Genomic DNA, 12,097 nt, shown 5'->3' on the forward strand with positions numbered 1-12,097 from the left:
GCCGGCAGGCGTTCAATCGGCACGGTCGAGTCGCGAGCGGTTCCGGCGGCCGACTCGGGGGTGCGGGAAGCGCCCGGGTGTGCGTTCGTGCAGCGTGGTCGGGGCGTAGGTGGATCCGGCCGCTCACCCGGGGTTCACAGAGAGCGGCCGGTACGCGCGGCGCGGGTTCAGGTGGTCGTGTCGTCGCTCTGCCAGGCCCGCGTCGCGCGGTCCGGGACGAGCGTGAGCGACCAGGCCGCGTCCGAGGCGCCGCCGAGCCGTACCTGGACCACCCGTGGTCCCCGGAGCGGGCCGAGGCCCGTCGCGTACCCGGCCGGAAGAACCGCGATGACCAGGTCCGACGGGGTCGTCGCCGCCGCGTTCAGGTCCGGTACGCGGCGTACGGCGGGGCCGCCGTCCACGCCTTCGAGGACGTCGCCGACCAGAGCGACGGACGCCCCCGCCGGGCCGGTGGCGAGCTGGGAGACGAACGCCTCGGCCAGCCGTTCCGCCGCGTCCGCCGGTCCCTCGATCGTCACGGCGCCGGGAGCCGCGCCGAGGTCCAGGAAGAGGCACCCCTGCGGCGCCGCCCCGACGCACACCACGGCCCGCCCGGGCGGCACGTCGTGCGGCAACGGCCGCCACGCGACCGCCGCGCCGGCGGTGAGCCGTACGGTCACCAGGTCGTCTCCGAAGGAGACGTCGTGGACGACGGCGGGCCCGGCATGACGCGGGCGCACACTCCGGTCGGGTACGAGAGGCACCGGGTCGGTCGGGAACGGACCGGTGGCCGGCGGGACGTCCCTGACCACGATCGCGGCCACCACGTCCTGCGACGGCTCGTCCACCGCCGGCTCCGGCGGCACGTCCCACGTCGACCCGCCGGGATACGTCCGCGCTGCGGAGGGCCCGAGGACGAAGCCTCCGGTCGGGACGTCCGAAGGGGCGGCGATGCCGGGGTAGGCCGCTCCGGCGGTGGGGCCGAGGGCGGCGTCTCCGGATGGGACGTCCGGGGGGACGGGCACGCCGGGATAGGGCGGGGTGCCGGGTTGGGTCCGCGCGGCGGAGGACCTGAGGGCGAAGTCCCCGGTCGGGACGTCCGGGGAGGCGGGCACGCCGGGGTGGGCCGGCGCGGTGGTGGCGTCTCCGGATGGGACGTCCGGGGGGACGGGCATGCCGGGGTAGGGCTGGGTGCCGGGATAGGTCTGGCCGGCGAGTTCGAGGTGGCTCATGGGGATCGGCGGAGCGGTCGAGTACGGCTCGGCGCCGGGGTAGGCCGGTATGACGAGGTCCGGATGCGTGACGTCGGACCGCCGAACGGCCGGCCGCGGCCCCGCGTCCCCGCGTCGGCCCTCCCTGCCTCGGTCCTTCCCGCCTCGGCGTTTCACACCTCGGCTCTTCCCGTCTCGGTCCTTCACACGCGGGCCGTTTGCCTCCGGGGCGTTCTCGCCCGGGTCGTGGAGGGAGACGTGGTTCTGGACCGGACCGGTCTCGCCGGGCGGGGCGGCCGTACGCCGCCGGCGGCGTACGTACAGAACCGTTCCCGCCAGCAGGGCGACGCCGCCCGCGCCGGTGCCCGCCAACGGCACGAGCAGGTCGGTGCCGGTCCGCCGGGGCGCGGTAGGCACGGGGATGGGGATCCGGCCCTGGCGCACGCCGGGCCCGGACGCGTCGTCGGGCAGGATCAGCACCCACCCGGGCTTGATGCGCGTCGGGTCGGTCAGCCGCCCGCCGTCCCGCTGCAGGCGCCCTTTCGTGAGGTCGAAGATCTCTCCGAACCGGTCGCCGTTGCCGAGGGTCTTCTGCGCGATCTCGAAGAGGAACTCCTGCTGCCCGTCGGCCGCCGCCGGCGCCACGACGTAGAACTTCACCGCCTGACCGGGCGTCGGCGACGGAGCCGGCGCGGTGGCCAGCGCCCGTGCGGGCGCCATGGCGTGCGACACGACACCGAGCGCGAGCGGCAACGCCACCGCGGACACGCGTACCGCGGCGGTAAAGGGCACGGACTTTCCATTCATCTTCCTCACCTCACGAGAGAACGCGGCGAACTGCTGAGTGGTACGCACACGGGCACCACTCGCGTTCGACCCGTCAGGCCGGTACCGGAAGGTCGTCGGGCAGGAGGACGCGAAGGTCGTCCGTCGTGGGCCGGGCGAGGCGGCTGATCCGCGTCGCCTGCCTGGTGACCATCGACTGCAGCAGCCGCCGTACGTACCGGCCGTTGCCGTGCGGCTCGTCCGGAGGCAGGCGGAGATAGTGGGCGTGGACCGCGCGGATGGTCACGGGCGGCAATTCATAGCCGGTCGCCGTCGCGTGTTGCTGGGTGATCGTGACCATCTCCTCCGGCGTGTAGTCCGGGAAGTGGATGTGGTGGGTGAAGCGTGAGCCCAGTCCCGGATTGGAGGCCAGGAAGCCGGCCATCCGATCCGTGTAGCCGGCGACGATGACGACCGTGTCGTCGCGGTGGTCCTCCATCAGCTTCACGAGCGTGTCGACCGCCTCGCGCCCGAAGTCGGACTCGTCCGACCCTCGTGGCGTCAGCGTGTACGCCTCGTCCACGAACAGCACGCCGCCCCGGGCCTTGCCGAACACCTCTTTCGTACGGATCGCGGTCTGCCCGCGGTACTGGCCGACGAGGTCGGCGCGCGTCACCTCGACGATGTGCCCGGCCGCGAGCACGCCCATCGCGGCGAGGAGCTGGCTGTACAGCCGGGCGACCGTCGTCTTGCCCGTGCCGGGCGGCCCGGCGAAGACCAGGTGCCGGCTGATCGAGGGGACCGCGAGCCCCGCGTCCTTGCGATGGCGGGCGGCGGCCAGCAGGTTGACCATCTCGGTGACCTCCTGCTTGACCTGGGCGAGCCCGACCATGCCGCTGAGGTTCGCCAGCAGGAGGTCCAGGTCGGCGGCCTCGCCGCGGGCGCCCGCGCCGATGCCGGAGGAGGCGGCGTCGCCCACGTCGGCGGGCAGCAGCCGGGTCAGGTCCGCGGGGGTCAGCTCCGTGGTCGAGGCCAGCCGCCGTGCCTGCCGGTCGATCATCTCCTCGAAGGTCTTGCGGGCCGTACGGGCGTTGCCGAAGCTCTCGTCGCGGACCATGGCCTCGAACCGGGCGCTCAGCAGGACCCGCGCGTCCTCGTCGAGTTCGAAGCGGTGCTGGTCGCACATCTGCTCCACGATCGTGACCAGCTCGCCGGTGGAGTAGTTGTCGAACTCGATCGTGCGAGAGAACCGCGAGGCCAGACCCGGGTTGGAGCCCAGGAACTTCCGCATCTCGTGCGAGTAGCCCGCCGCCACCACGACCAGGTCGTCGCGGTGGTCCTCCATGAGCTTGACCAGCGTGTCGATCGCCTCGCGGCCGAAGTCGGGGCCGGTGCCCTCACCGCTCGCCGACAGCGCGTACGCCTCGTCGATGAACAGGACACCGCCGAGCGCGTCGTCCACCACCTCGCTCGTCTTGATCGCGGTACCGCCGACGATCTGGGCGACCAGGTCCGCTCGCGCGACCTCGACCACGTGCCCGGAGCGCAGCATCCCGAGGGCGGCCAGGATCCGGCCGTACAGGCGGGCCACCGTGGTCTTGCCCGTCCCCGGCGGCCCGGCGAAGATCAGGTGGCGGCTCATCGGAGGGACGGGCAGCCCGATCTCCTCGCGGCGTTTGGCCAGGTTGATCAGGCTGATCAGCGTCGACACCTCCTGCTTGACGCCGTCGAGCCCGACCAGCCCGGACAGCTCCTCCCGTAGCGCGTCCAGGTCGTCGCGGGCGGGCTCGGCGGACGCGCTCGCACGTTCGCCGCCGGCCGTGGTCGCGGTGCCGTGGGCGTCGGGGCGGCCGTTGCCCCGGCTCGTCAGCCGTTCGACGGTGAGCTTCGCGTCCGGCGCGGTCTGCCGTACGCCCGACCCGCGGTTGTCGCGCACCGTGCAGTCGACGATCGTCAGCGCCCCGGCCGCGTCCACGACCACACCGTCGCCGTCGTTGCCGAACACCTCGGTGTCGGCCAGCGAGCCGCGCGCGCCGGCCTCGAACCGCACGCCCGGGCCCGCGCAGTCGTGCACGCGGCAGCGGGTCAGCGCCGCCTCGCCGGCCACCTCGACCGGCCCGGCGACGTCGCACTCGCGCAGCGCGACCACACCCTCGGCCGCGACGCGCACCGCCGGGCCGTCACCGGCGGTGAAGCTCGTGCCGCTGACGTACGGTTGGGCGCCGTCGCCGGCGGCCAGCCCGGCGTCGCCGTTCCCGCCGATCTCGCAGTCTTCCAGCCGCCCGCGCCCGCCGCCGGTCACGATCACGCCGTGGCCGGCGCAGCCGCGTACCGAACCTCGCCGGAACAGCGGGTTGGCGCCCGACTTGACGCCGATGCCGTGCGACCGGCCGTCCTCGACCTCCAGGCGGTGGAACTCCGCTGCCGAGTCCTCCAGGACCACCACCGACACGTCCGCGCAGTCGCGTACGACGGTGTCGGTGAAGGCCGGCTCGCTGCCGCCGTCGACCCAGATGGCCGGGCCCTCGGTGCCGGTGAGCCGGTTGCCGCGGAAGTCGCCGCGCGAGGCCCCGGTCACGTGGATCCCGTAGCCGGAGGTCCCGGCGATCGTGCAGGAGCGTACGGACGGCGCGGCACCGGAGCCGACCGCGATGCCGTGCCCGCCGGTACCGCTGATCGAGCACTCCCGTACGGCCACGTCGCCGCCGCTCGCGACGTAGATCCCGATGTCGGCGGTGCCGGAGATCGCGCACCGCTCGACCACCGTGGCGCTCCGCTGCTCCAACGCGATCGCCGGGCGCGCCACGTCGCTGATGCGGCAGTCCTCGATCACCCCGCGGGCCTGGCCCATCGCGCACACGGCGTTGCCGCCGACCGCGCTGATCGTGCAGTGCCGTACGCGGGGATGGGCACGTTCGCTGATGACGACCGCCGAGCTGGCCACCTCGGTGATCTCACACCGCTCGATCGAGGACTCGGTGCCGTCCATCGCCACGATGCCGGCGCCCTCCGGGTTGGTCACGCGGCACTCGTCCATCCGCAGCTCGCCGCGCGCCCGTACGAGCACCGCGCCCCAGCCGGCGCCGACCATCTCGCAGTCGCGCACCACGCCGAGGCCCAGGGGCACGTCCAGCGCGGGGTGTTCGACCGAGCCGCGCAGCACCAGTCCTTCGAGGACGACCCGCTCGGCCGCCACCACCACCGCGCTGCCACCGCCGGCGCCGGCCACCTCGACGGCGCCGCGGCCTCCGTCGGCCAGGATCGTGACGTTGCGGCCCGCGACCACTGTCTCGTCGTATCGTCCGGGCGCCACGCGTACGACGGCACCGTCCGGCGCCATCGCGACGGCCTCGCCGATCGTGCCGAAACAGTGCGGGCTTTCCGGAGCGACCACCAGAATCGACATCGGGCCCAGCCTCATCTCATCGACAGGTTCGTCATTCATCTGGAGTACGCAGCGGGGGGTGGCCGGGCTCAACGGACCGGTCACTCGCGGGGCAGGACGCCGGCCTGCCAGCCGCGGCGGCGGCCGGCCTGGATGACCGCCGCAGCCACGCCGATCACGGCGACCGCGCCGCCGACGCCGACGATGAGCAGCAGCGCCAGCCGCTCCGCCCGGTGGTCGGCGATCACGCGCGGGGGAAGCGTCACCCGCGGCGCGGCCCCGCCGTCTCCGCCGAGCGTCATGATCGCGCTGACCGCCTCGTACGGGTTGACGACGCCCCAGCCGACGCCCGGGTCGGGCACCGGCGTGCCGGGGCGCGTGGCCGCGTTCTCCAGGCGCCGTTTCACGTCGGCCACCGAGAGACGAGGGTGGTACGCCCGGACCAGCGCGGCCGAGCCCGCGACGTACGCCGCCGCGTACTCATTACCGGAGCCGACGAGCTGTCCGGGCCCGCCGGTGCCGAGGCTGAGCAGGTCCTTGCCGGGCGCGGCCAGGTCGACCCGCACGCCCTTCCCGGCCCGGCCGGCCGCCTCACCGTCCTGGTCGGTGGCGGCGACGGACAGTGCGTCCGTGTCGGCGGCGGGGAAGAACCGGCCCTGCCGGTCGTCGCCCGACTCGGCCGCCGGCGCGACGACCAGGACGCCGTGAGCGGTGGCGTTCCGCACGGCCCGGGTCAGTTCGGGGCCGCCGGCCACGGGCTTGACCGCGACCGCGACCACCTTCGCGCCACCGGCGACGGCGGCGTCGATCCCCGCCGCCAGCCCGGCCGCGACCGGGGCCTCGCCGTCGCGCGCGACCCGTACGGGCAGGACGGTCACGCCGGGCGCGACGCCCGTCATGCCGACGCCCTCGACCCGCCGAGCGGCGACGAGGCCCGCGGCGAACGTACCCGTCCCGACACAGTCGGTGTCGGCCCGGCCGCCGGAGGCGACGTCACGGCCCGGCGTCACGTGCCCGGTCAGCTGCGGCACGCTCGCGTCGACGCCGGTACCGAGGACCGCCACGACGACGCCGCGCCCGTCCGTCAGGTTCCAGGCGCGCTCCGGCGCGAGGGCGGCCTGCGCCCAGGGCCGCTGCGGCACGCGCTGGGTGGCGGCCGCCGCGCACTTCACCAGCGGCGCGGGCGGTGCGGCCGCGGCGGGCGTCGCCGAGAGGAGGCCGGCGAGCCCGGCAAGGCCCGCCCCGGCCATCGTGCTTCGAATCATGACGAGGTTCTCCCTTCAGGAGCCCGGCCGCTACTCCACGAGAGCGGTCTGGACGATCGAGACGCCGCGGCGGCGGGTGATGTACTGCGCGCGGCCGGTGGGCAGTGTCTGCGGGCGCACGTCGCCGAGGAACATGCCCTCGTTGCGCGGGCAGGAGAGCAGCAGCGCCGGGGTGTTGATCTCCCAGAGCCGGCGCATGAGCGGGTCCATCATGCCCCGCCCGGCGTTGGCGCTGGATCGGGCGACGACCAGGTGCAGCCCGATCTCCGCACCCAGCGGAAGCAGGTCCAGCAGCGGCGACAGCGGGCTGTCCGTACCGCTGCTGACCAGGTCGTAGTCGTCCACGAGGACGAACAGCCGCGGCCCGTGCCACCAGTCGCGCAGCGCCAGCCGTTCCGGCGTGATGTCCGGTCCGGGGACGCGGGCCCGCAGCGAGTCAACGACGTCGGAGATGTTCTGCTTGAGCACCATGCCGGACACCGCGTAGCCCAGTTGCCGCTCCTTGGGGATCGCCTCGTACAGGTCGCGGCGGTAGTCGGCGAGCATGATGCGCGCCTGGTCGACCGGGTACCGCGCCGAGACGGCGCGTGCCACCAGCCGCAGCAGGTTCGACTTCCCGGACTCCGTCTCGCCGACGACGATCAGATGGGGCTGCTGGGCGAAGTCGTGGACGACGGGCCGCAGCGCGGTCTGGTCCAGACCCAGCGGGAGCCGCAGATCGCCGTCCGGCGCGGGCAGCGCGGAGGCGGGGATGCGGTCCGCCAGCAGGCGCACCTCCGGCGCGCGAGAGCCGGTCCATTCGTCGTCGATCGCCTGGACGACGTCGCGGATCGCGTCGCCGAGCCCCTCGCCCGAGCAGACGCCGTCCGCGCGCGGCACCGCCGCCAGGAAGTGCAGCTTCTCGGACGTGATGCCGCGGCCGGCCTGTTCGGGCACCTGGGCGGCGGCCCGTGCGTTGATCTCCGACTCGATCGAGTCGCCGAGGCGGAGTTCGAGCCGGGTGCCGAGCAGGTCGCGCAGCCACGGGCGGATCTCCGACCAGCGGGTCGCGGTCACGACGAGGTGGATGCCGTAGCTGAGGCCGCGGTTGGCCAGGTCGGACAGGATCGACTCGGCCTGGTCGAACTCCTGCTTGAAGGTGAACCAGCCGTCGATGATGAGGAACACGTCGCCGCACCGGTCGGCCGCGGCCCAGTCCTCGTGCCGCCGCGCGCGGTACGCCTCCATCGACTCGACGCCGTGGGCGCCGAACAGGCGCTCGCGCATGGTCAGCAGCGCGTGCATCTCGGCCATCGTGCGGATCACCCGGTCCTGGTCCAGGCGGGTGGCGACCGAGCCGACGTGCGGCAGTCCCGCGACGGTCGCCAGCGCGCCGCCGCCGAAGTCGAGGGCGTAGAACTGCACCTCGGCGGGGGTGTGAGTGAGGGCCAGGCTCAGCATCAGCGTACGGACGAGGGTGCTCTTGCCGGCCTGCGGAGCGCCGACGACGCCGACGTGCCCGCTTCCGCCGGCCAGGCCGACCGTCAGCAGGTCGCGTACGCCGTCGAAGGGCCGGTCCACGATGCCGACCGGCACGGACAGCCGGCCGTGGTGCGAGCGCTCGACGGTGGTCAGGCCCCGTACGGGATCGGGTTCCAGCGACGGCAGCAGCCCGTCGAGCGTGGGCGGATCGTCCAGCGGGGGCAGCCAGACCTGGTACGCGGGCGGCCCGGCGTCGCGCAGCCGGTCCAGCATCACCCGCATCAGCGTGTCCCTGCCGACCTCGCCCCACGCCTTCTCCTGGAGGGTCTCCTCCGGCTCGGTCGCCTCCTGCGGCTCCTCGGGCGGCTCCAGATACGTGATCCCGTACGGCACGATCTGCCGTTTGACGTGGGCGACGCTGTGCTTGCGCCGCTCCTTGCCGCGGTAGGTGCCCGACACGTACGCGGCCTTGAAGCGCTGGAGCCCTTCGACGCCGTTCTTCATGTAGCCGTTGCCGGGCGCGGAGGGCAGCTCGTACGCGTCGGGCACGCCGAGCACGCTGCGGCTCTCGGTCACCGAGAACGTCCGCAGCCCGATGCGGTACGACAGGTGGCTCTCGAGCTGGTGGATGCGCCCCTCGTCGAGGCGCTGGGAGGCCAGCAGCAGGTGCACGCCCAGCGACCGACCCAGCCGGCCGATCATGATGAACAGGTCCATCATCTCGCGGCGGGTGGACAGCATCTCGCTGAACTCATCCACCACGACGAACAGGGTGGGCAGCGGGTCCAGGCCGCTGCCCGCGAGGCGCGCCTTCTCGTAGTCGAGAAGCGAGGCGTACCCGGCGCGGCGCAGCAGTTCCTGCCGGCGCACGAGCTCACCCTGCAGCGCGTCCTGCATCCGGTCGACCAGCGGCAGCTCGTCGGCGAGGTTCGTGATGACGGCCGAGGTGTGCGGGAGCTCGTCCAGGCCGAGGAAGGTCGCGCCGCCCTTGAAGTCGACGAGGACGAAGTTGAGGGTCTCGGAGGAATGCGTCGCGGCGAGCGCCAGCACGAGCGTGCGCAGTAATTCGCTCTTGCCCGACCCGGTCGCGCCGATGAGCATGCCGTGCGGGCCCATGCCGCCCTGCGCCGACTCCTTGATGTCCAGCTCGATCGGGCTGCCGTCCTGCGCGACGCCGATCGGCACCCGCAGCCGGTCCCACGGGGACCGCGCCGCCCACAGCGCCGCCGGGTCGTACTCGCGCGGGTCGCTGATGCCCAGCAGCACGGTCAGGTCCAGGTTGGCGGCGAGTGGGTCGGCGGCCTCCGTGCCGGCGCCGAGGCGGCGGGGTGCCAGCACCTTGGCCAGGCTGCGCGCCCGTACGAGGCTGAGCGAGTCGGGTCGCCCGACCCGGGCCGGCACGTCGCGGCCGACGCGGTCCGCGCCGACCGACTCGATGCGCTCGGCGGTGACGTCGAGGCGGAGCGTCACGCGGTCGGCCTTCCACGGCAGCGCGCGGGACAGGTCCAGCACCAGCACGTTGCGGAAGCCGATGTCGGCGATCCGCGCGCCCGGCGTGACGGGCACGCCGTCGAGCACGATCACCACGAACGGCTCGTCGCCGCTGGACCGCGCACTCGGGTCGAAGCGCGGGCGCTCGGCGAAACTCTCCCCGAGCAGCCGTTCCAGCTCGGCGTAGCTGTCGGTGACGAGCCGCACCGGACCGGCGGCGTCGTTCTCGGCCGCGTGGTGGGCGTGCGGCAGCCACTTGACCCAGTCCCAGTCGGCGCGGCGGTCGGCCCCGGCGCAGACGGTCACCTTGACGTCCTCCGGAGAGTGCAGCGTGACGAGCTGCGCCAGCATCGCCCGCGCCATCCCGTGGATCGCCTCGGGATCGCCGCGGAACAGGACGCGGGCGAACGCGCGCAGGTACGCGGCGGCCGGCAGGTCCGGCAGCGTGGTGTACGCCCGGATGAACCTCCGCAGCGCGCTGGCGCACAGGGGTTCGAGGTCCTCGACCGGCTTGCTCTGCGGTGGGCGCAGCCGTACGGCCAGGCGCTGGTCGCCGGTGCCGATCCGCGCCTCGCCGAAGTCGTCGTCGCTCGGCCGCCGCTCCCACAGGCGCGTGGACAGCGCGACCGACCACAGCGACTCGGGCACCGGGTGCCGCCAGCGGACCGCCGAGCGCTGCCGGTCGGCGTCGCGGCGCACCTGGCGGCGGGTCTGGGACAGGTAACGGAGGTAGTCGCGGCGCTCGCCGTTCATCTTCCGCTTGCGGTCGCCGGAGTTGCGCCACAGCATCCCGAACAGCATGCCGACCCCGGCCAGCCCCATCATCGCGGCGGCGAGATAGCCGATCACCGCCGTGCCGGGGCCGATGAAGATCAGCATCATCGCGCCCGACGCGGCGGCCATCGGCAGGTACGTCACCGCCGCCGCCAGCCCGCCTCCGTTGGTCTCCGGAACCGCGGGGGGCTCCTGGAGCACGATCTCGCCCTGCGGCATCTCCGGACCTGATCGCTGCGGCGGTCGCCGCACCGTCATCGTGCCCATGGTCGCCTCCATCGATTTGAACGCCTTCTGCGGCAAGGCCGTATGACTCGCCAATGGGACGTACGGCCGCATCGGCCGCTCGGTTCGGTACGAGGGAGCACCTATGACGACTACGACAAGTGACGCATGCCGGCTGACCGTTGTGGCCCCGTCCGGCTGGATCGAGCTGGCCGTGCCCAGCGACATCGCGATCGCGGACCTGCTGCCCGCGCTCGTGCAGCAGGCGGGTGAGCACGCGGCGGAGGAGGGCCTGGAGCACTCCGGCTGGGTGCTCCAGCGGCTCGGCGAGGAGCCGCTCGATGAGGACCTGACCCCGGCCGCACTCGGCCTGCTCGACGGGGACACGCTGTACCTGCGGCCGCGTGACCGCGCGCTGGCCGTCCTGGAGTTCGACGACGTCGTGGACGGTGTGTCGGCCGGGGTACGGAACCGGCCGAGCCGCTGGCGCGACGCGGCCACCCGGTGGCTGTTCCTCGGCCTGACCGGCGTGACGCTCGCGATCGCACTGGCGGTGCTGCTGTTCGGCGGCGCCACGCTGCACCTGCGGGTCGTCTCGTCGGTGCTGGTCGAACTCCTGCTGCTCGTGGCGGCGGCCAGCATGTCGCGGGCCTTCGCCGACACATCCGCCGGCACCGTCCTCGGCCTGGCCGCCCTCCCGTACGCCGCGCTGAGCGGTGTGCTCGCGGTCGACCTGGTCGGACCGGCGACCGGTCTCGGCGCCCCGCATCTGCTGGCCGCCGCCGCGGCGACGGCGGGCGCGGCGTTCATCGCACTGCTGGCCGTGGGCGCCTCCGCGCCGCTGTTCCTGTTCGCCGGCGGCACGGCCCTGGCGGGTACGGCCGGCGCGGCGATGCCCGTGGTGAGCGGCATGGACGGGGCGCAGGCCGCGGCCTTCATCGCCACCGTCGTGCTGATGCTCGCCCCGAGCGTTCCGGTCACCGCGTTCCGGCTGGCACGGATGCGGCTGCCGATCCTGCCCCGTACGCCCGAGGAGCTGCAGCAGGACCTGGACCCGATCGCCAGTGACGCACTGCTCGACCGGGCCGGCGTCGCGGACCAGTATGTGACCGCGCTGTTCGGCGGGGTCGGCGCGGTCTGCGCGGGCAGCCTGACCGTTCTCGCTCCCGGCCACGGCTGGGAGGCGCCCGCCATGGCCCTGGCGATCAGCGTCGCGCTGCTCCTGCGGTCGCGCGTGATGGCCGGCGCGTGGGCACGGGTCACCGCCGTCGCGCCCGCCTGTTACGGCGCGGGCCTGTACGTCGTGGCACGGGTGCACGCGAACCCCCGGCTGACCGACGTCGTACTCGTCCTCCTCGTCGCGCTGGCCGGCCTGCTCCTCGTCGGCGCCCGGCGGATGCCCGGCAAGCGGCTGCTGCCCTACTGGGGCCGCGCCGCCGACCTCGCCGAGTCCGCCGTGTCCATCGCCCTGCCCGTGCTGCTGCTCGCAGTCCTGCACGCGTACGGCTTCGCCCGCTCGTTCTCGGACTAGGAGTACCCGG

The 12,097-nt window shown here is 73.8% G+C and carries 5 protein-coding genes; 1 reads left to right on the top strand and 4 read right to left on the bottom strand.

Annotated elements, in window-relative coordinates:
* Positions 1 to 167: 167 nt before the first annotated feature.
* The 4 genes from QWU11_RS19440 to eccCa all read right to left on the bottom strand — a co-directional run bounded on the left by QWU11_RS19440 (position 168) and on the right by eccCa (position 10,589).
* Complete coding sequence (locus tag QWU11_RS19440) at positions 168 to 1,997, bottom strand: hypothetical protein (protein ID WP_290114974.1); 1,830 nt, start codon at positions 1,995 to 1,997, stop codon at positions 168 to 170.
* A 73-nt stretch (positions 1,998 to 2,070) separates the two neighbouring features.
* Positions 2,071 to 5,361, bottom strand: a complete 3,291-nt coding sequence (locus QWU11_RS19445) for a right-handed parallel beta-helix repeat-containing protein (RefSeq protein WP_290114976.1) — start codon at positions 5,359 to 5,361, stop codon at positions 2,071 to 2,073.
* Positions 5,362 to 5,441: 80 nt separating this feature from the next.
* Positions 5,442 to 6,605, bottom strand: coding sequence for a S8 family serine peptidase (locus tag QWU11_RS19450; protein WP_290114978.1), 1,164 nt, complete (start codon positions 6,603 to 6,605; stop codon positions 5,442 to 5,444).
* A gap of 30 nt (positions 6,606 to 6,635) precedes the next feature.
* On the bottom strand, positions 6,636 to 10,589 hold the full coding sequence (gene eccCa, locus QWU11_RS19455; protein WP_354670862.1) for a type VII secretion protein EccCa: 3,954 nt from the start codon (positions 10,587 to 10,589) through the stop codon (positions 6,636 to 6,638).
* Positions 10,590 to 10,701: 112 nt separating this feature from the next.
* Here eccCa and eccD point away from each other — a divergent pair, with 112 nt between their 5' ends.
* Entirely contained in the window at positions 10,702 to 12,087 is a 1,386-nt protein-coding gene (gene eccD, locus QWU11_RS19460) for a type VII secretion integral membrane protein EccD (protein ID WP_290115005.1), read from the top strand.
* The last annotated feature ends 10 nt before the right edge of the window (positions 12,088 to 12,097 follow it).

Origin of the sequence: Actinomadura sp. DC4 (assembly GCF_030406325.1) — a bacterium.
In the GTDB taxonomy this organism is placed as follows: Bacteria; Actinomycetota; Actinomycetes; order Streptosporangiales; family Streptosporangiaceae; genus Actinoallomurus.

What these genes read in the sequence shown, in the direction of transcription:
- QWU11_RS19440 (WP_290114974.1), bottom strand. Translation starts at nt 1,997, where the DNA reads ATGAATGGAAAGTCCGTGCCCTTTACCGCCGCGGTACGCGTGTCCGCG.
- QWU11_RS19445 (WP_290114976.1), bottom strand. Translation starts at nt 5,361, where the DNA reads ATGTCGATTCTGGTGGTCGCTCCGGAAAGCCCGCACTGTTTCGGCACG.
- QWU11_RS19450 (WP_290114978.1), bottom strand. Translation starts at nt 6,605, where the DNA reads ATGATTCGAAGCACGATGGCCGGGGCGGGCCTTGCCGGGCTCGCCGGC.
- eccCa (WP_354670862.1), bottom strand. Translation starts at nt 10,589, where the DNA reads ATGACGGTGCGGCGACCGCCGCAGCGATCAGGTCCGGAGATGCCGCAG.
- eccD (WP_290115005.1), top strand. Translation starts at nt 10,702, where the DNA reads ATGACGACTACGACAAGTGACGCATGCCGGCTGACCGTTGTGGCCCCG.